An 18941-nucleotide genomic window follows, 5' to 3' on the forward strand; every position below is an offset into this window, starting at 1 on the left:
AAGATGAGATTTCCCAGTATGTAAGACCCCTTGTAGACGACGAGGTAGATAGGTTGGAGGTGGAAGTGCAGCAATGCATGGAGCTGACCAATACTAATCGGTCGAGGGCTTATCCAAAATGACCCACCAAAGTGAAGAACAGCGCTGAAGCTGATTCCGAGTACTTTGGCGGGGACCCGATAATTCTTAGAGCGCAGATTCGTTTCGTATCTAGTTTTCAGGTGATCAAAACACTTGAATTAAATATTGTTCCCTGATAGCTCAGTTGGTAGAGCACTCGACTGTTAATCGAGTTGTCACAGGTTCGAGTCCTGTTCGGGGAGCCATTATGGAGAGGTGTCCGAGTTGGCCGAAGGAGCACGATTGGAAATCGTGTAGGCGCCAAAAGCGTCTCGAGGGTTCGAATCCCTCTCTCTCCGCCATTATAGTTTGGCCCGTTGGTCAAGGGGTTAAGACACCTCCCTTTCACGGAGGTAACATGGGTTCGAATCCCATACGGGTCACTTTCTTATCATTTAAGAAATAGTGCTTGATTTTTAAGTGGTTTTTCTGCTAAGATATTGAAAGTGTTTCTTATGGAGGCTTAGCTCAGCTGGGAGAGCATCTGCCTTACAAGCAGAGGGTCGGGGGTTCGATCCCCTCAGCCTCCACCATGATTTTCAAAAGAAAATAAATGATTTTTTAATGACGCGGGGTGGAGCAGTCCGGTAGCTCGTCGGGCTCATAACCCGAAGGTCGCAGGTTCAAATCCTGCCCCCGCAATTTATCTCCTTTCATACGGAGATACATAATTGGCCGTGGAACCGTGGTGTAGAGGCCTAACATGCCTGCCTGTCACGCAGGAGATCGCGGGTTCGAATCCCGTCGGTTCCGCCATTTATTTTCTTGAGAGATCGCAGCTTATTGCAATGATACTCTTAGTAGAAACAAAATTAGGCTCGGTAGCTCAGTCGGTAGAGCAGAGGACTGAAAATCCTCGTGTCGGCGGTTCGATTCCGTCCCGAGCCACCATGAATTATAACAAAGTCATAAAAGCCGGTGTAGCTCAATTGGTAGAGCAACTGACTTGTAATCAGTAGGTTGGGGGTTCAAGTCCTCTCGCCGGCACCATATGGAGGCTTAGCGAAGTGGCCAAACGCAGCAGACTGTAAATCTGTTCTCGTACGAGTTCGGTGGTTCGAATCCATCAGCCTCCACCAGTTTTATTATAGGGGCATAGTTTAAAGGTAGAACAGCGGTCTCCAAAACCGTTAGTGTGGGTTCAATTCCTGCTGCCCCTGCCAATCGAAGTACAGTTTCATATGAAGGCTTTGAATTATGGCGGTCGTGGCGAAGGGGTTAACGCACCGGATTGTGGCTCCGGCATTCGTGGGTTCAAGTCCCATCGATCGCCCCATAATTACAATGACAATCTTGTTGGGGATTAGCCAAGCGGTAAGGCAACGGACTTTGACTCCGTCATGCATAGGTTCGAATCCTATATCCCCAGCCAGTTTAAGCGGACGTGGCTCAGCGGTAGAGCATCGCCTTGCCAAGGCGAGGGTCGCGGGTTCGATTCCCGTCGTCCGCTCCATTTTATTTCGGCGCCATAGCCAAGTGGTAAGGCACAGCTCTGCAAAAGCTTTATCCCCAGTTCGAATCTGGGTGGCGCCTCCATCAACTTCATATGCGCCCTTAGCTCAGCTGGATAGAGCGTTTGACTACGAATCAAAAGGTCAGGAGTTCGAATCTCTTAGGGCGCGCCATTTTTTTAAAAAAACTGAATATGCCGGTGTGGCGGAATTGGCAGACGCGCGCGACTCAAAATCGTGAGGGAAACCGTGGGGGTTCGAGTCCCTTCACCGGCATCAGAGGAAAAAGCCTTGGAATGATATCCAAGGCTTTTTCTTGTATAAGATTAGATTGTAGCCCAACCAGTTGTTAACCCCGTTATCCACTATAATGCGCTTTTCCATCCAATCAGCCCTTTCCACTAGTAAGCCGTTCCATTAGCTTAATATTCTCTCCGCATGGTGGTACACAACGGCGTTGCAGAAGATCTTCTGATCGGTACTCCGTCTTTTTCTTCTATTACTCCATTTAAGGCTTCATTTAAATATTTTCCATCCCTTATTTTAAAGACACAATGTGATCCAGGGAGGCAGGATCGCTGTAAAGTACATATACAGATGACGTTTTTACCAGCTCCCGCCTTGGGCCCTCAAATGATTCCTAGCCCACAGAAATGCTTGGGAGAGCAAGCTTCTTATCTCAGTTTCCGTATCGTGTCGTCCTTGTGCTTTAAGCACGCTATTTAAGCTGCTTGTGAAAGAAGCACCTGTCGCGGCACATGCGGGAAGAAGCCTGATTCGTCTAAGGTCCGAGCCCTCCCCCGACTTAGGTCTAGGATCAAAAACCGTCTTCGGTCCGTTTTGGAAAACCCGGATTGAACCTAAAATAGAGTCATAAGGTTGATACAAACGAAAGGCGGTGACAATGCATGAGAACAAATAAAACTTCTGGTTGGGCGATCGTATTGATCGCAATCGGAGCTTTGATGCTCCTGGGCGTATTCGCTCCATTATTCGGCAAGCTGATCGGATTGATCTTCCCGATCCTGATGATCGTGCTCGGCTATTATGGAATTCGCAGAGGTAAGGTGGTCATCGGTACGATTATTCTCGCGTTCGGTGTCATGGGGCTTCTGGCGAAGCTGTCCTGGATCATCGGGCCGCTGCTGGGAATTGCCCTGGTAGTGTTCGGGATTATGCTGCTGAAAGGTAAGAATAAGACGTCGAAATGGATGTAAAGGTGACAAGGATTTACCTTCATTAAATACAGTCAAAACGAATAGGCGATCACAGCTAATAAGGAGGGAGCAAAACAGATGAGCGTATTTCGCAGGGTACGGGATATCACCGTAGCGACATTAAACGAACGTTTGGAACAAAGTCAGGACCCGGTACGGTTGATCGATCAGTTTTTGGCATCAACGCGTGACGATATTATGGAAGCCGAGAAGCTCGTTCAGCAGTATTCCGCTCACACGAGACAGCTGAAACAGCAAGTAGATCAGGCATCCAATATGAAAGAAAAGCGTGAGGAGCAGGCGCTGCTAGCTCTCAAGGCCGGCGAGGATCATCTAGCCAAGCTCGCGCTTCAGGAAAAAATCATTTATGAAGAAAAGCTCGAGCAATACGGCGGTCTGCTGGATACAACTCGCCAGTCGCTCACCGAGCTCGAAAATCAGCTGAACGATCTGAAATTGGAGTACCAAACCGTGTACAGCAAACGTCAATACTACGCGGCACGGATGGAAACCCTCAGACTTCAGCAGCGCATGAACCAGCGTATGGAAGGTTTTGGCGGCCAGGATGTTCCCAAGATGTTCAACCGTCTGGAAGACCGCATTTCGGACTGGGAGTTTGAAGCACGCAGCCTGCGCGACCTGCGCCGCGGCGGCCAGGAACTGTTTGAGCAGGCCAGCGGGACCGTATCGAGCGTGCTGGAAAGGGAGCTGGCCCGCCTGAAGGAAAAGCTGAACAACAGCGGAAAGGAGTAACGTCATGAGCAAGCTATACCGATCAACTCGCGATAAGATGGTTACCGGTTTATGCGGCGGTCTGTCCGATACACTGGGCATTGATTCCACGCTGCTGCGGATCCTGTTTTTGATCAGTATCCCGTTTACCGGCGGAACGACATTGTTCATCTACTTTATCGCGGCATTGGTCATCCCTAAAGAACCAACGACACCTTTTAATCCATATGGACCGGGTCCGGGGGTAGCTGGGGGCGGATACTACGGCAATAGTATGGGGTCCGGCAGCTACTACGGCAACGGTCAGCAAGGCAACGGTGCTTATGGTGCCCAATCCTTTGATCCAAGAGCCAAATACAACGGTGGTGGAGGCAGACCGGGCGGATACAGCTCGTCCGCATCCGACCTGGACGCCATGATGGAAGATATCGAGAAGAAAGCCATGAAGAAAGAGCTTGAAGAATTGAAAAAAAAATTATCTAAGTACGAGAAGGGAGAAGTGTAAAACATGGGAGTATTTAAAAGAATTAAGGATATGACAAAGGCGTCGGTGAACGAGGTATTGGATAAAGTTGAAGATCCGGTTGTGATGCTGAATCAGTATCTGCGCGATATGGAGGCAGAAATCCATGACGCGGAAGTCACGGTAGCCAAACAAATGGCCAACGAACGCCGCATGAAGCAGCGTGTGGAAGAAGCGGTGAAGATGGCCGGCCAACGCGAGGCTCAAGCCGAGCTGGCTCTCCGTAACGGTCAAGAGGAAGTAGCGCGCAAGCTGCTCGAGGAAAAGATTTATTTTGACCAAAAACTGACCGAGTACCAAGAACTGCACGCTCAATCCGAAGCGCAAGCCAAAGAACTGGTGCAGCAGCTCCATGACATGAAAGACGAGTTCTACAAAATGCGCAACAAGCGTAATGAACTCGTAGCCCGTGCACAAATGGCGAAGGCCAAAAAGCAAATGTCTCAAATCAGCAGCCTGCATACGATCGAAAGCGGCAGCGCATCCCTCGGATTCCACCGCATGGAAGAGAAAATCATGCAACTGGAAGCTGAAGCTGATGTGATGCGTGCCCCTTACCGTCCCGAAGCAGCCGCTTTCACCAGCCCGGTCGATGCGGAGAAGCAGCTGAAGGTGGAAGAACAGCTCAGTGCGCTGAAAAGCAAATTGAACCCGCCGGCTGCCGCTCCTACCAAATCGAATAAAGAATAAGTATTCAATTCTTCGGACAATATGATATGCTAGGAAGAATGGAATAAGGGCGCGAGACCTCATTCACATCTTCCTGGAACCCGGTGAAGCCATAAGGAGTGTGCCCGTCACAACCCTATGGCTTTTCCGATCTTACTTTTCCGATAAATCTAGACATCATAAGGAGGTGCGGCATGGAAAAAAGAAATCGCATCATTGCGCTGATTCTCATCGGAATCGGTCTCCTCATGCTCTTCGGCAGGTGGGTCGGCTTTTTCACCATCGTCGCCCTCTTATTCATTTTTATGGGAATTTATACGATTCGCGGCGGAAAAGTGAAGAGAGGATACCGGCTCGTAGCGGTGGGCGCCATCCTGCTGTTGATCGATCATTTGCTGATCGTGCTGGGCATTGCGCTGATCTCCCTGGGATGGTTTTTTGTGAAAGCAAGAAAGGTACAGAACAGGGACGGATACTTGCAGAAGCAGGGATTTTCAGGCCATTACAATTGGGACCAGGCCCCCTGGGTCATGAGAAGCCAAAGCGTCTGGCATGTCATCAATGAAGCCGATCTGGATTTGTCGCTCGCAATCCCCGAAGAACACCGTACGGTCATGATGTTTCAAGGGATCATGGGGGATACGGACATCAAAATTCCGGAGTACTACGGGGTGGAGCTTGAAGTTTTCGTCCTGTTCGGATCGATCGATTTCAGAGGGCACCGGGATAACGGCTTGATGAACCGCCTAAACTGGAAGTCACCCAATTATGAGACCAGCGAGTACAAAGTTAAATTCCATATTTCTTACCTGGTAGGAGATGTTGATATTGATCTGTCATAGGAGGAGGGTTCCCTGATGAAAACCAGAAAACCGGCTAATATGGTCTCCCGGAGCATGGGCGAGGGGGCCCTTCTTTCTTTTATTATGCTTCTGATCATTTTTTACGTGTTGTATACATATGGTTATTTGGCCCCTTTTGATTCGTGGCAAAAAACGCTGCAGGCCGGTGCCACGCTTATCCTCGTGCCGATCGGTCTGGGAGCTATCTTTGGGTTCTATCAAAGCTACCGGGTTAAAATGAAGCTGGAGAGGCTCCGGGAAACGCTTCTCTCCTGGGAAAAGGGGAACGTCGCCCGCTCCGTGCCGGAGCTTGGGAGCGACGAGGTGGGGCGTCTTGGCGAGCAGCTTGGGCGTATCAGCAAAAAGTGGGAGGAGCAGGTGAACTCCCTTCAGCGCTTGTCCACGAACAACGCCCAGCTGGCCGAGCAGGCGCGGATCTCGGCGATCGTGGAGGAGCGGCAGCGGCTGGCGCGAGAGCTGCATGATGCGGTATCTCAGCAGCTGTTTGCGATATCGATGACAGCCACGGCCGTAGGGAGGACGCTCGAAAAGGATTTTGACAAGGCCCAGCGCCAGGTGGCGCTCATCGAAGAAATGGCCGCCGTGGCCCAGTCGGAAATGAGAGCGCTGCTGCTGCATCTCCGGCCGGTCTATTTGGAAGGCAAGCCGCTGGAGCAAGGCCTCGGCGAGCTGGTCAAAGAGCTTAAAGTGAAGGTCCCCATGGAAATCGTGTTTGAAATGGACAAAGGCATCCACCTCGTGAAAGGAATCGAAAATCATCTGTTCCGCATTATCCAAGAAGCGATGTCCAACACGCTCCGGCATGCCAAGGCGGATAAGATGGAAATCCGGATTCACCAAAAGAAAGACATGGTGTGGGTTATGCTGCGTGACGACGGCCAAGGATTTGAATTAAACGAGACAAAACAGGCCTCTTACGGCCTTTCCAATATGCAGGAACGCGTCAACGAAATCGGTGGATCGATCCAGTTTATTACGGCGCCCGGCAAAGGAACGCGAATCGAAATCACGGTGCCGATTGTATCCGAAGACAAAGCAGGGAGTGAGGATCTTGGAAATGGAAACACCCATGATTAAAGTGCTGCTCGTCGATGACCACGAGATGGTACGGATCGGCCTGGCGGCCGTGCTGGGGACCGAGGACGGCATAGAAGTCGTCGGCGAGGCAGGCAGCGGGGAGGAAGGTATCCGGCTTGCCCGGGAATACAAACCCGACGTCGTCCTGATGGACCTGGTGATGGAAGGCATGGACGGGATCGAGGCGACGCGGGAGCTGCTGAAGCTGTACCCGGACTGCAAGGTGATCGTGCTGACGAGCTATTTGGACGACGAGAAAATGTACCCGGTCATAGAGGCCGGTGCGTTCAGCTATCTGCTGAAGACGTCGCGCGCTAGCGAGATTGCCGACGCCATCCGCGCCGCGGCGCGCGGCCAGTCGGTGCTGGAATCGCAGGTCGCCTCCAAGATGATGAACCGGTTCCGCCATCCGGAGGTGGATGCCCCGGCGCACAAGGAGCTAACCGACCGCGAAATGGATGTACTCCGCCTATTGGCGCAGGGCAAGTCCAACCAGGAAATCGCCGATGACCTCATCATCGGAATCAAGACGGTCAAGTTCCATGTGACGAACATCCTGGCGAAGCTGGGCGTAGACGACCGCACGCAAGCGGCGATCTACGCCTATAAGAACGGTCTGGCGGAATAGTCAACATTATAGAGAAGCCCCTTAGGAAGCCATTGGCGAACAAGGGGCTTCTTTTTTTGTAAAGAGCGTAGCGGGTTATTTTGCACTCTAAGAGCCATATCGACTTCAGGCCGTTCTATGAGGAACCTCTGCTAGATCAAAAACAGCAGTCCCAGGGTAGCCAAACCCAGCGCCAAGCCGGCGCCGTAACCGAAGCCATATCCGTAAGGATAGAAGGCGCGGATACTGGCTTTTTGCGGGGCTTTGGCCACCGGACCCTTTACGCGATTTTTATGGCGACCCTTTACTTTGGCGCCGTGCAGTGTGGTGTTTTCAGGCCCGTTCAGAATAATATGGCCGTCTTTGCACTCGGTCAGCTTGCCGGTAAATACTCTGCCGTCATACATGCAGGCGGCGACCATTTTGCCGCAGTGCTGCCGAATATTTTCCTCCGTTAATGGGTAAATAGGGATCATGGAAGTGTGCGAACCTCCCTTGTCATTTTTATTAACCAGTGTATTCACGGCCTATGGACGCGGCTATGGTCATTCACCCAATTTCACCTATTCTCTTTTAAGAACGGGGTATAAATGCCACTGAAACGGACATCCTTTTAGTAGATTGATAGATTTCCTGGTGAAGGGATGTATGAGGGATGATGGCAGTCCGGAGATGGGCAGGTTTGGGTTTGGCGGTATGCATAGCGGCTTTGGTATGGATGGGGTATTTGTGGTACAGCGCGAATCTGACGTCGGCGCCGTCCCATCAGAATCCGGAAGAACTGCGCACCCTCTTGCAGCTGGGAAATGAAGTGGTGGACGTCCCGCAGCGTCTGGTTGTGAAGTGGCAGGGTGCCTGGGAAACCAAGGGCAATCAGGATCCTTATGAGGCGGCCGAGGAGCTGTCCCAATCACTGAATCTTCCGGGAGTGCAGCGGCTGACCGAAGGCGGCCACCTGACGTACCGGGTCGTGGATACGAAAAATGGCGTTAATGTGCGGTTCAACTGGCAGGAAATATCGGAGGACCGCAGTTATATTATTATTCAGCTAGAGGCGGCTGGTGACGAGCAGCTGAATGCTTTGAGCGAACTCCAGTCGGAATACGGGCAGGCGATGCGCAAAAACGGGATTGATGCTGAATGGAATGCGTCTTTGCAGGGAACGGTTAAAGGGGAGCAAAATGCCGGATCGACCATGAAAGCGGTAGAGGGTGGCATTTTCAGAAATCTGGACGCGACGAAGGCGGAATCCTATGAGGATGCGACCACGGTCAGCAACGCTTATGAGGTGCCGTCATTGCGATCCGGTATCCAAAGCGGCGGGAAGATTCTGAACATGCAGGTGGCAGTCCATGAGGATCAATCGACCGGCAGCAGCCGGGTGACGATCGGGCTTCCGGTCATTACAATTGAGTATTAAACCGGCCCAGAGCATCGACAAAAATTTTTGATTTGCCACAAAGTTAAACGGATAGCATCATGCTGATGAATATGCTAAAATGACATCAATCATTTTATGCCACATAGATTGAACTAAAGTTTTGCATTGAACTTCCTGTTATAACGGCCCAATAGTGGCCGCCTATAACATCATTTCTTTAGTTCATTCTATACAGCCAAATTATGGTGTAAAATCGGGATTTTGTAGAGACCAAAATACGACATAGAAAGAATGAGGAGCCATGACTGAAAATCAAAATCTTGAAGCACTCAAAACACCTGGTGCTGTATTTTTTATTTTCGGGGCAACCGGGGATTTGGCCAAACGCAAACTGTTTCCTGCCATTTATAGTTTGTATCGTGAAGGTAAATTAGCCGAGGATTTTGCGGTCATCGGCGTCGCGCGGCGTCCGCGTACCCAAGAGGAGTTCCGTGAGGACATATTCCAGTCGATTCAGGAATTTTGCCGTTACAAGACGGAGGACAACGATAATTGGAAGACGTTTGCGCAGCATTTTGAATATAAATCCCTCGATATCAACAACGTCGACGGATTCCGTGAATTAAACGAACAGACGGTGAAGCTTGAGAAGCAGTTCGGCATTCCGGGCAACCGCCTGTTCTACCTTGCTTTGGCACCCGAGCTGTTCGGGAGTGTATCGTTCAACCTGCAAAAGGGCGGCATGCTGGACGCCGAAGGCTGGAACCGCCTTGTCATTGAGAAGCCGTTCGGTTACGATCTGAAATCAGCCGAAGAACTGAACGAGCAAATTCGCCAGGTCTTTAAGGAAGAAGAAGTTTTCCGGATCGACCACTACCTGGGTAAGGAAATGGTGCAGAATATCGAAGTGATCCGCTTCGCCAACGCATTTTTCGAGCCGCTGTGGAACAACAAGCATATCTCCAATGTGCAGATTACGCTGAGCGAAACCGTCGGCGTTGAAGAGCGGGGGGGCTACTACGACCATGCCGGTGCGCTGCGCGATATGGGACAAAACCATATGCTGCAGATGCTGACGATGATCGCGATGGAGCCGCCAAGCCGCCTGCTGCCGGAGGACATCCGCGACGAGAAGGTAAAGGTGCTACGTTCGCTCCGCCCGTACGAATCAGTGGAAGAAGTGAAAAAGAACGTGATCCGCGGCCAATACATCAAGGGCTCTGCCCGCGGCAAAGACCTGCCGGCCTACCGGGAGGAGGACAAGGTCGATCCGAATTCCAATACGGAAACGTACTTTGCGGCGCGGCTGTTCGTGGATAACTTCCGTTGGGCGGGCGTACCGTTCTATATCCGGACCGGCAAACGCCTTCCGGTCAAAACGACGGAAATCGTCGTGGAATTCAAGAGCATGCCGAACAACGTTTATTTGGGCAAAAAATACAAGCTCGAACCGAACCTGCTGGTCATCCGGGTTAACCCGATGGAAGGCATCTATGTGAAGATCAATGCGAAAAAGCCGGGCTCCGAATCGGAGATCGAGCCGCTCGCCATGGACTTCTGCCAGAGCTGCATGGTCGGCATCAACTCGCCTGAAGCGTATGAGCGCCTGCTGCATGATGCAGCCCGCGGCGAATCGACGTACTTCACCCGCTGGGATGAAGTGGCTTCGGCCTGGTCCTTCGTCGATAAAATCGCCGAGGCCTGGGCGGAAAATCAGGGCGACATCGCCTATTATCCTGCCGGGTCTTGGGGGCCGAAGGAAACGGACGAACTGTTGGAAGCGGACGGCTTCCACTGGTGGCCGGTGAACGGTCAGGAAGAGGACAACGTCGTGTGGCAGATTGGCAAATAAAACCGATGGACCGGCACTTGGCCGTATGTTTCACTAAAGACATAGCCTGAAATGAATTCATCCTCATGCAGCCTCTGCATGGGGGTGATTTGCGTAGAGAATGTGATACAATAATAGACATGACTTTAGTGATGAAGGGAATAGTGAAATGAGCAAAGCGATAGATGATACGCTGCAGCAGGAAGTGGATAAGCGCCGGACGTTTGCGATTATCTCCCACCCGGACGCAGGGAAAACGACATTAACGGAGAAGCTGCTCCTGTTTGGCGGCGCGATCCGGCTCGCCGGTACGGTCAAAGCGCGCAAAGCAAGCAAGCACGCGACCAGTGACTGGATGGAAATCGAGAAGCAGCGGGGGATCTCGGTTACTTCGTCGGTGATGCAGTTCGATTATAACGGGCATCGGATCAACATTTTGGACACCCCAGGTCACCAGGACTTCAGTGAAGATACGTACCGTACGCTGACTGCCGCTGATGCCGCGGTCATGCTGATCGACGTGGCCAAAGGGGTCGAGGCCCAAACGATCAAGCTGTTCCAGGTGTGCGCGAAGCGGGGCATTCCGATATTTACGTTTATCAACAAGCTCGACCGGGAAGGCCGGAGCCCGTTCGACCTGATGGAGGAGCTGGAGCAGGTGCTGGGCATCCGCTCCGTGCCGATGAACTGGCCGATCGGGACCGGGCGCGAACTGTGCGGCGTCTACGACCGCATGAAGAACCAGGTCGAGCTGTTCCAGGGGAACGACCACTCGACGATCCAGGTACAGAAGGTGGAGGACTATAACGACCCGATGATCCGCGAGATGGCGGGGGATTACCTGCACGATCAGCTGTGCCAGGACCTGGAGCTGCTGGACGTTGCGGGCGACCCTTTTGACTTGGAAAAGGTACAGAAGGGCGAACTGACGCCGCTGTTCTTCGGCAGTGCGATCAACAACTTCGGGGTGCAAACGTTCCTGGAGAACTTCCTGCAGCTTGCTCCGAAGCCGGAGCCGCGCCGCAGCACGGCCGGACTGATCGAGCCGACGAACGAGAAGTTCTCGGGTTACATTTTCAAAATCCAGGCGAACATGAACCCGGCGCACCGGGACCGCATCGCCTTCATGCGGATCGTGTCCGGCAAGTTTCAGCGCGGTATGAGCGTTAAGCATGTGCGGGCAGGCAAGGAAATTAAGCTGTCGCAGCCGCAGCAGTTCCTGGCGCAGGACCGCGACATCGTCGATGAGGCGTATCCGGGCGATATTATCGGGCTGTTTGATCCGGGGATTTTCCGGATCGGCGACTCCCTGAGCCAGGGCAGCGAAATCGTCTTTGACGAGCTGCCGACGTTCTCGCCGGAGATTTTCGCCAAGGTGACGGTCAAGAACGCCCTGAAACACAAGCAGTACCAGAAAGGTATCGACCAACTGACGGAGGAAGGGACCATTCAGGTGTTCCATACGGTCAGCTTCGACGATACGATTCTGGGCGTTGTCGGCCAGCTGCAGTTCGAAGTATTCGAATACCGGATGAAAGGCGAGTACGGCGTGGATGTGCAGCTGCAACGGATGCCGTACCAGTTCGCCCGCTGGATCGTGGACGATCAGATCGATCCGAGCAAATTCCGCATCAACTCGACGCTGGTGAAGGATAAGAAGGGCAACTACGTCGTGCTGTTCGAGAACGAATACGCGATGCGTACCGCGATGGAAAAAAATCCGACCGCGAAGTTTTTGGAGACCGCTCCGTAAGTCTGCTGAAGCTTCTGTAATATAGAAAATACCCCTCAGCTAATCAGCAGAGGGGTATTTTCATTGCCGTAAATGCACCGGTGCCTTTTTTCTAAGTCAGTGGACCCGGAGTAATTGTCTTCAAGTGCTCATGGGCGACATGGACGAGCTCATTCTGCTGCTTCGTGTCGATATTTTTCCACATCATTTCGAAGATCGCTCCCAAGCCGGGAAGCGCCTGCTCCGGGCCGTCGACGGAACCTTCGATCATTTCACGAAGCTCGGATTCATTGCTGTCATGGACCTTATGGACAATGGCTTGGCGCAGATCGAGAAGAACTGACATTATCTTTTTCCCTCCAGGTAAACAGATTGAACCCTCACATCGAGCCGGTCCGCTTCCGCATGCCAATGTGCAAGACGTTCCGCTCTCTGGGCTCAGTCTGATTGTAATGATATTCATTAATAATGTGCCCCGGGGCAGGGGGCAAAATTCAAGTTTTTCACCCGCTGTGATATAATAATCAGGATAGACTTCTTACAGTCCGGGAGGTTAACAAATGGCGAAAAAGCAGTATGCCGTCATCGGTATGGGACGCTTTGGCTCCAGTGTCGCGAACACGCTGAGCGAAATGGGATTTGATGTGCTTGCCATCGATTCGGATGAACAGCGCACCCAGGCAGTATCGAATATCGTAACGCATGCCGTATCAGCGGATTCAACGGATGAAGAGGCGCTCCGTGCCCTGGGCATCCGAAACTTTGACGTGGTGGTTGTCGCCATCGGAGAAGACATCCAATCCAGCATTTTGACGACGCTCATTCTGAAAGACCTGGGCGTGGGGACGATCATCGTCAAGGCGCAAAATGAACTGCACGGCAAGGTTTTGGAAAAAATCGGCGCAGATAAAGTGATTTTTCCGGAGCGGGATATGGGCATGCGGGTCGCCCACCATCTCACCTCCCCGAATATATTGGATTACATCGAGATTTCCGAAGATTACAGCATTTTGGAATTAAAGGCTTCGCAGGACATGGTCGGCAAAAACTTGAGGGAGCTCGACATTCGCGCCCGTTTTGGCTGCAACGTCATGGCGATCAAGCACGGCACGAAGATGGATATTTCGCCGTATGCCGATGCTCCGCTGAGTGAAGACGATGTGCTTGTTATCGTCGGCGAGAAAAGCGATTTGACCAAGCTGGAGCTCGCTTATCCGAAGTGATCCGAGCTGGAGCGGAGAGAATTTCTATAGCTGAGGCATTTGAATAATAAGAAGGACGGTTAAGGATGGACATCATTTCACCGCAAAATTCCCGGGTCAAGGAATGGGCGCAGCTGCTCGAGAAGAAACACCGGGACAAGCAGCAAAAATATATCGTCGAGGGTATACACCTCGTACAGGAGGCGCTTACGGCCGAGGCAGACCTGGAATGCCTCGCTTTCGACCTGGAGCAGGGGATTCCGCCCGAGCTTGCTCACCTGGCCGGCGGGGAATCCGCGGAGTGGATCGGCGTATCGCCTGCGGTGATCGCGAAGTGTACGGATACCAAAACCCCGCAGCCGGTTTTTGCCGTTGCCCGGAAGGCCAAGACCGCGGCAGGGCTTGACGCCCTGATGAGCCGGGAGGGCAGCCTGGTCATCGTGCTGGACGGCGTGCAGGACCCCGGCAATGTCGGAACGATCATCCGTAGTGCCGATGCAGCCGGGGCGGACGGGGTCATTCTGGGGCGCGGGTCGGCCGACCTGTACAACCCGAAGACGATCCGCTCGACCATGGGGTCGCTGTTTCATTTGCCCGTGGTGGAGGGGGATTTGATGGAAATTCTGCCGGAGGCAAAGCAGCGCGGCGCGCGGGTGATCAGCACCAGCCTGCAGGCGCAGAACACGTGCTACAGCTACGATTTCCGGCAGGGCTCCTGCTGGCTGCTCGTCGGCAACGAAGCTAAAGGGGTGTCGGAGCAGGCGCAGCAGCTGGTCGATGATGCGCTCATCATTCCGATGCAGGGGCAGGCTGAGTCGCTGAACGTGGCGATGGCTTCGACGCTGATGCTGTTCGAGGCGATGCGGCAGCGGCATTTTGCTTGAACCTGCCAGTGGATCCATAATAAAAGGCAATTCCGATCGGTGTGCGATGCGGAACTGCCTTTTTTGCGTTTTGCCGGGCGGAGTGCTTCACGAGAGATGCCGCCCTGCCCTTGGAAAAAGCATTATACGTTTGTTATACGCCCGAATAGGCCATAAATCCGCCATCAACAGGCACCACCGTGCCGGTAATAAAGCCCGAGGTGGTGTCGTCCACCAGCCAGAGCAGGGTACCCAGCAGGTCCTCGGGAACGCCGAACCGGCGCATTGGCGTGTGGCTGATAATTTTATGGGAACGTTCGGTCAGGGAGCCGTCCTCGTTCGTCAGCAGATTCCGGTTCTGTTCCGTCAGGAAAAAGCCGGGAGCGATGGCGTTGACGCGAATGCCCGATTCGGCCAGGTGGACCGCCAGCCACTGGGTAAAGTTATTAATCGCCGCTTTGGCCGCGCTGTACGCGGGCACCTTCGTCATTGGGCTGGGGGCGCTCATGGAAGAGATGTTCAGCACGACCGCGCCTGGGCGTCCGATCATTTGCTCGGCAAAGACCTGGGTTGGAATGAGGGTGCCGATCATATTGAGGCCGAGAACGTTCTGGAAGCCCTGAATGCTCAGATCAAAAAACGTCGTGAAGCCCGGTTGTCCAAGATGCTCCGGCTTATAGATTTCTTCCGTCGTGTTGGCGCTGGGATGGTTTCCGCCCGCGCCGTTAAGCAGAATGTCGCACGGGCCGAAGGCATCGCGTACCTGGCGCTCCGCCGCCTGGACGCTGCTTGGATCCATCACGTCGCAGGACACGGCAAGCGCTTGGCCGCCGGCCTCGCGAATTTGGCGGGCAACGGCTTCGCCTTTCTCCACCGTCCGGTTCAAAACCGCGACCTTCACCCCTTGGCGTCCGAGCTCCAGCGCCATTGCGCTGCAGAGGACCCCGGAGCCGCCGGTAACAACCGCTGTTTTTCCCTGCAGGGCAGGATGGTTAGGCAATGCTTTCATGCGTATCCCTCTTTTCTGCGGTAGGTTGAAGCTTCTGATAGGCGTCCCACAGTCCCCAGAGGTACATAATGCCCATGGCACGGTCGTATAGGCCATATCCCGGTCGGCACTGCTCGCCCCATAGATGTCTGCCGTGGTCCGGGCGGGCGTAACCGGTAAATCCGGTGTCATGATAGGCCTTGACGATGCCCGCGATATCAACGGTGCCGTCCTGCGTCCGGTGCGAAGTCTCGATAAAGTCGCCGTTCTCATACACGCGCACATTGCGGATATGGGCAAAAGGAATCCGGTCTGCAAACTCATGGATCATGGCGATAATGTCGTTGTCCGGATTGGCTCCCAGGGAGCCGCTGCACAGCGTAATGCCGTTAGACGGACTATCTACCAGGGAGAGCAGCCGCCGCAAGCTGTCCTGGCCGGTCATGATGCGCGGCAGCCCGAAAATCGGCCATGGCGGATCGTCCGGGTGAATGGCCATCGTAATTCCGCAGCGTTCCGCTGTCGGAATAATCGCCTCCAGGAAATAGGCGAGATGAGCCCATAAATCCTCAGACGTCACATTCCGATAAGCCTCAAACAGGGAGGTCAGATGCGCAAGACGTTCGGGTTCCCAGCCCGGCATCGTCAGGGAACTGTTCTGGTTGATCGTCTGCACAAGGTCAAACGGGTCAATGCCGTGTATTTTGGATTTTTCAAAAAAGAGTGCCGTCGAGCCGTCCTCCAGCTGTTTGTAGAGTTCCGTCCGCGCCCAGTCGAACACCGGCATAAAATTGTAGCAAATGACTTTAACGCCGACCTTCGCCAGCTTTTCGATCGTTTTGACGTAATTGTCGATATACTTGTCACGGGTCGGCAGCCCGAGCTTAATATCCTCGTGGACGTTAACGCTTTCCACCACTTCAAGATGAAGGCCGTGTGCTGCAGCCTGATCCCGGACAGCGATCATTTTCTCCATCGGCCATTCGTCTCCGGCCGGGACGTCATGAAGCGCCCACACGATACCTTCGACACCGGGAATTTGTTTGATATGATCCAGCGATACCGTATCATTGCCTTCGCCGAACCAACGGAATACCATACGCAATCCCATACACCGCCTTGTCATTGTGTTGTTTTGCAAAAAGAAGCTGCTGCCATCTTAACGGCACCATTGTCCGGTTCCGTTGTGGCGTACTTTGGCGGCCTTTAGAGGCCAACATGACTTACTTGAAATATTCCGGGTAGCGCTGCTTCAGGACCGGGAGGTTCGAAATGCTGAGGGTTAAATGCTCCTTCATGATCCGCTCGGCCAGTACCGCATTCCGGCTGCGGATGGCTTGGATCATTTCCCGGTGCTGCTCAAACAGATGCCCCCAGTGAGGATCCAACGACAGCCATAACACGCGGGTGCGGTTCAGATGCGCGTTCATCTGCTGGATGACGTTCCATGTGCCCATTTTCCGGACCCCTTCGAACAGGATCCGATGAAAATCCTCGTCGAGCTCAAACATGCGCTTGCCGTCATGCCGCTCTATGCTCGCCTGCTGCAGCACGAGATTGTTCTCCATTTCCTGCAGCTTGTCTGCGGGAAAGGACTCGCAGGCGAGACGGATGACGGCCTTCTCCAGCTGCTCACGCATAAACCGCGCTTCTTCCACCATGTCCAGATCGATCAGCGAGACACGGGTCCCCCTTTGCGGCAGCACCAGCAGCAGGCCCTCCTGGGCCAGGCGTACGAAGCTCTCCCGAACCGGCGTCCGACTGACGTGGAAGGTCAGGGACATTTCTTTCTCGGACAGGGCCGTCCCCGGCGGAAGCTCCAGGCTGACAATTTGCTGCTTGAGCTGTTGGTACACGATATTTCCGGCTGAACCGGTTTGGAGCATCGTTTCATCCATATCATGGATACCTCCTGACACTTCCATACTACCATACAAGTATGGTAGACGGAACGAAAATTTGCAGCGACTCGGACTAAAATATCCAAAATTAAGGAGGCAAGAAATTTACAAGCTCCAGAATCTCTAACTCTCTGTAAAGGAAAAGGGGATGGCAGGTGATCTGACAACCTTGTCACGAATAGCAAAAAAGCCGGCGGACTAAGTCCGTCGGCTTTTTTGGCATGATCAAGTTTACGCTCAAGCATCCAACTTCATGATGCATCGCGATATTTTATACCGGCTGCGTTATGATCCGGTCCACGATGCCGTATTCCAGCGCCTCTTCGGCAGACAGGAAGAAGTCGCGGTTCGTGTCCTTCTCAATGCGCTCGAGCGGCTGCCCGGTTTTCTCCGCGATAAAATCGTTGATCTTGCTTCTCAGCTTCAAAATCCGCCGCGCCGAAATATCGATGTCGGCGGCGGGGCCTTGGGCTCCGCCGAGCGGCTGATGCAGCATAAACTCGCTATTCGGGAGGGCATAACGCATGCCCTTTTCACCGGCAAGGAAGAGCACCGCACCCATGGAGGCGGCAAAGCCCATGCAGATTGTGCTGACCTTCGGCTTGATGTAGTCCATCGTGTCCAGAATGGCATAACCTGCCGAGGTCGAGCCCCCCGGGCTGTTGATATACAGGGATATATCCTTCTCCGGATCGTCGGCGGCCAGGAACAGCAGCTGTGCGATAATGCTGTTGGCCACCACGTCATTCACTTCGGAACCGAGAAAAATAATCCGGTCCTTCAAAAGACGTGAATAAATATCATAGGAACGCTCGCCGAGCCGGCTTTGTTCCACTACGTAAGGAATCGTGTTCATCGTTCATGGCCTCCTTTATATGGGAAGGCACAAGGCTACGCCGCACAGCGCAGGGACATACCCGCTCCGGAGGACATCCGCGGCCGGGCGAAACCGACCACAGGGGCTTGCTCCATCGCTGGCTGCAGGGCTTTCATTAGCCGCTGGAGCATTTCAGGCTTCTCCTGCCGGATGGCGGTCAGCAGGGTATGGCGAAACGCTTCCTGCTCCACGTCTTTCCAGTACGGATCGGGTGCAGCCGCTTCGCCGATGTCTCCGCTGAGGTTGCGGCGCGCCCTGTGCAGCAGCGATTTGACCGTCGTTTCATTCAGTTCCAGCATGCTCGCAATATCCGATACCCGGCTCTCAAACACATCCTTTAGCACGAACACGAGCAGCTGCTTCGGCGTCAGCTTCTCCATCAAGGTGTCCAGCCCGGAAAGGAGCATATCGATTGGGTGATCCTGGGATTGCGATTCAACCATCGGTTCGGCCGACTCGCGCGACCTTTTGCGGATGAGATCGATCCAATGGTTGCGGGCAATCGTCATCATGAGCGGCAGGCTGGGCTGCCGCTGCTCTGACGGGTCTTTCAGGCAGAAACGCAGCGTTTTATCGATCGTGTCATGTGCCAGATCTTCGGCATCCCAGTGGTTGCGGGTGACGCTCAGGCAGTATTTTTTCAGACTCGGGTACAGCTCCGAAATATCCTCGCGATGATATTCGGTTTCATGGAATTGACGGATTAACATGTTAATCACACTCCTATAGAGGCCTCTATACAAATAACGTTTGAACAGGGGGAAAAGGATACGGGATGCTCATTTTTTTAGAAATGTGACGATGTAAAGGAGATAACGAGTTATTTCAATGATGATACCAGTATAGCAAAACACGGAAGAGGCTGCTTCCCGGCAGGGGGCTTGCTCTTCTTTTTTGCCAAGCCCGG

At 53.3% G+C, this 18941-nt stretch carries 19 protein-coding genes, 16 tRNA genes and 1 rRNA gene; 29 read left to right on the forward strand and 7 right to left on the reverse strand.

The window, feature by feature from the left end; genetic code table 11:
* From CJP46_RS07975 to CJP46_RS08090, 24 genes are all read left to right on the forward strand, one after another.
* Positions 1-117: ribosomal RNA gene (locus tag CJP46_RS07975) — 23S ribosomal RNA — on the forward strand; the annotation flags it as partial.
* A gap of 133 nt (positions 118-250) precedes the next feature.
* Positions 251-326, forward strand: a tRNA-Asn gene (locus CJP46_RS07980).
* 4 nt (positions 327-330) lie between these two features.
* Positions 331-422, forward strand: a tRNA-Ser gene (locus tag CJP46_RS07985).
* 9 nt (positions 423-431) lie between these two features.
* Positions 432-503: transfer RNA gene (locus CJP46_RS07990), tRNA-Glu, on the forward strand.
* Between the two features lie 74 nt (positions 504-577).
* Positions 578-653: transfer RNA gene (locus tag CJP46_RS07995), tRNA-Val, on the forward strand.
* Positions 654-688: 35 nt separating this feature from the next.
* Positions 689-762: transfer RNA gene (locus tag CJP46_RS08000), tRNA-Met, on the forward strand.
* A 37-nt stretch (positions 763-799) separates the two neighbouring features.
* A tRNA-Asp gene (locus CJP46_RS08005) sits at positions 800-876 on the forward strand.
* 59 nt (positions 877-935) lie between these two features.
* A tRNA-Phe gene (locus tag CJP46_RS08010) sits at positions 936-1011 on the forward strand.
* 23 nt (positions 1012-1034) lie between these two features.
* Positions 1035-1110 (forward strand) — tRNA-Thr (locus CJP46_RS08015).
* A gap of 3 nt (positions 1111-1113) precedes the next feature.
* A tRNA-Tyr gene (locus tag CJP46_RS08020) sits at positions 1114-1199 on the forward strand.
* 10 nt (positions 1200-1209) lie between these two features.
* Positions 1210-1283 (forward strand) — tRNA-Trp (locus CJP46_RS08025).
* 37 nt (positions 1284-1320) lie between these two features.
* Positions 1321-1396: transfer RNA gene (locus CJP46_RS08030), tRNA-His, on the forward strand.
* Positions 1397-1417: 21 nt separating this feature from the next.
* A tRNA-Gln gene (locus CJP46_RS08035) sits at positions 1418-1492 on the forward strand.
* 6 nt (positions 1493-1498) lie between these two features.
* A tRNA-Gly gene (locus CJP46_RS08040) sits at positions 1499-1573 on the forward strand.
* Between the two features lie 9 nt (positions 1574-1582).
* Positions 1583-1656 (forward strand) — tRNA-Cys (locus CJP46_RS08045).
* A 12-nt stretch (positions 1657-1668) separates the two neighbouring features.
* Positions 1669-1745: transfer RNA gene (locus CJP46_RS08050), tRNA-Arg, on the forward strand.
* Between the two features lie 22 nt (positions 1746-1767).
* Positions 1768-1847 (forward strand) — tRNA-Leu (locus CJP46_RS08055).
* Positions 1848-2479: 632 nt separating this feature from the next.
* Complete coding sequence (locus CJP46_RS08060; RefSeq protein ID WP_094595124.1) at positions 2480-2788, forward strand: LiaF transmembrane domain-containing protein; 309 nt, start codon at positions 2480-2482, stop codon at positions 2786-2788.
* 78 nt (positions 2789-2866) lie between these two features.
* A complete protein-coding gene (locus CJP46_RS08065) occupies positions 2867-3541 on the forward strand; it encodes a PspA/IM30 family protein (RefSeq protein ID WP_094595125.1) in 675 nt (224 codons plus the stop codon).
* A 4-nt stretch (positions 3542-3545) separates the two neighbouring features.
* Positions 3546-4025 (forward strand): PspC domain-containing protein, encoded by a 480-nt coding sequence (locus CJP46_RS08070; protein WP_094595126.1) that lies wholly within the window; start codon positions 3546-3548, stop codon positions 4023-4025.
* A 3-nt stretch (positions 4026-4028) separates the two neighbouring features.
* Positions 4029-4733, forward strand: coding sequence for a PspA/IM30 family protein (locus tag CJP46_RS08075; protein ID WP_094595127.1), 705 nt, complete (start codon positions 4029-4031; stop codon positions 4731-4733).
* Positions 4734-4906: 173 nt separating this feature from the next.
* Positions 4907-5554 (forward strand): cell wall-active antibiotics response protein LiaF, encoded by a 648-nt coding sequence (gene liaF, locus CJP46_RS08080; protein ID WP_094595128.1) that lies wholly within the window; start codon positions 4907-4909, stop codon positions 5552-5554.
* Between the two features lie 15 nt (positions 5555-5569).
* Positions 5570-6652 carry a sensor histidine kinase gene (locus CJP46_RS08085; RefSeq protein WP_094595129.1) on the forward strand — a complete coding sequence of 361 codons (1083 nt, stop codon included), beginning with the start codon at positions 5570-5572 and terminating at the stop codon, positions 6650-6652.
* Positions 6633-7280, forward strand: a complete 648-nt coding sequence (locus tag CJP46_RS08090; protein ID WP_094596096.1) for a response regulator transcription factor — start codon at positions 6633-6635, stop codon at positions 7278-7280. Before CJP46_RS08085 ends, CJP46_RS08090 begins: the two co-directional genes overlap by 20 nt.
* Positions 7281-7411: 131 nt before the next feature.
* Here CJP46_RS08090 and CJP46_RS08095 read toward each other — a convergent pair whose 3' ends face one another.
* Positions 7412-7735, reverse strand: a complete 324-nt coding sequence (locus CJP46_RS08095) for a hypothetical protein (RefSeq protein WP_094595130.1) — start codon at positions 7733-7735, stop codon at positions 7412-7414.
* A gap of 179 nt (positions 7736-7914) precedes the next feature.
* On the opposite strand from CJP46_RS08095, the gene CJP46_RS08100 reads away from it, so the two are divergent.
* From CJP46_RS08100 to CJP46_RS08110, 3 genes are all read left to right on the forward strand, one after another.
* Positions 7915-8679, forward strand: a complete 765-nt coding sequence (locus CJP46_RS08100) for a YwmB family TATA-box binding protein (protein WP_094595131.1) — start codon at positions 7915-7917, stop codon at positions 8677-8679.
* A 262-nt stretch (positions 8680-8941) separates the two neighbouring features.
* Complete coding sequence (zwf, locus tag CJP46_RS08105) at positions 8942-10492, forward strand: glucose-6-phosphate dehydrogenase (RefSeq protein WP_094595132.1); 1551 nt, start codon at positions 8942-8944, stop codon at positions 10490-10492.
* Positions 10493-10640: 148 nt separating this feature from the next.
* The gene (locus CJP46_RS08110) at positions 10641-12224 is read left to right on the forward strand and encodes a peptide chain release factor 3 (RefSeq protein WP_094595133.1); all 1584 of its coding nucleotides are present in this window, start codon (positions 10641-10643) and stop codon (positions 12222-12224) included.
* A gap of 91 nt (positions 12225-12315) precedes the next feature.
* Here the strand turns inward: CJP46_RS08110 and CJP46_RS08115 are convergent, their stop codons facing one another.
* The gene (locus tag CJP46_RS08115) at positions 12316-12549 is read right to left on the reverse strand and encodes a small acid-soluble spore protein SspI (RefSeq protein ID WP_094595134.1); all 234 of its coding nucleotides are present in this window, start codon (positions 12547-12549) and stop codon (positions 12316-12318) included.
* A gap of 214 nt (positions 12550-12763) precedes the next feature.
* Here CJP46_RS08115 and CJP46_RS08120 point away from each other — a divergent pair, with 214 nt between their 5' ends.
* Both CJP46_RS08120 and CJP46_RS08125 read left to right on the forward strand, forming a co-directional pair.
* The gene (locus CJP46_RS08120; RefSeq protein WP_094595135.1) at positions 12764-13426 is read left to right on the forward strand and encodes a potassium channel family protein; all 663 of its coding nucleotides are present in this window, start codon (positions 12764-12766) and stop codon (positions 13424-13426) included.
* A 65-nt stretch (positions 13427-13491) separates the two neighbouring features.
* Positions 13492-14289, forward strand: coding sequence for a TrmH family RNA methyltransferase (locus tag CJP46_RS08125; RefSeq protein WP_094595136.1), 798 nt, complete (start codon positions 13492-13494; stop codon positions 14287-14289).
* Between the two features lie 133 nt (positions 14290-14422).
* Here CJP46_RS08125 and CJP46_RS08130 read toward each other — a convergent pair whose 3' ends face one another.
* The 5 genes from CJP46_RS08130 to CJP46_RS08150 all read right to left on the reverse strand — a co-directional run bounded on the left by CJP46_RS08130 (position 14423) and on the right by CJP46_RS08150 (position 18744).
* Positions 14423-15277 (reverse strand): SDR family oxidoreductase, encoded by an 855-nt coding sequence (locus tag CJP46_RS08130; protein WP_094595137.1) that lies wholly within the window; start codon positions 15275-15277, stop codon positions 14423-14425.
* A complete protein-coding gene (gene uxuA, locus CJP46_RS08135) occupies positions 15261-16361 on the reverse strand; it encodes a mannonate dehydratase (protein ID WP_094595138.1) in 1101 nt (366 codons plus the stop codon). The genes CJP46_RS08130 and uxuA overlap by 17 nt, the downstream gene beginning before the upstream one ends.
* 118 nt (positions 16362-16479) lie before the next feature.
* A complete protein-coding gene (locus CJP46_RS08140; RefSeq protein ID WP_094595139.1) occupies positions 16480-17154 on the reverse strand; it encodes a GntR family transcriptional regulator in 675 nt (224 codons plus the stop codon).
* A gap of 274 nt (positions 17155-17428) precedes the next feature.
* Complete coding sequence (gene clpP, locus CJP46_RS08145) at positions 17429-18013, reverse strand: ATP-dependent Clp endopeptidase proteolytic subunit ClpP (protein ID WP_094595140.1); 585 nt, start codon at positions 18011-18013, stop codon at positions 17429-17431.
* 35 nt (positions 18014-18048) lie between these two features.
* Entirely contained in the window at positions 18049-18744 is a 696-nt protein-coding gene (locus CJP46_RS08150) for a sigma-70 family RNA polymerase sigma factor (protein ID WP_094595141.1), read from the reverse strand.
* Positions 18745-18941 lie beyond the last annotated feature (197 nt).

This window comes from Paenibacillus sp. XY044, from assembly GCF_002257645.1.
GTDB lineage: Bacteria > Bacillota > Bacilli > Paenibacillales > Paenibacillaceae > Paenibacillus_AQ.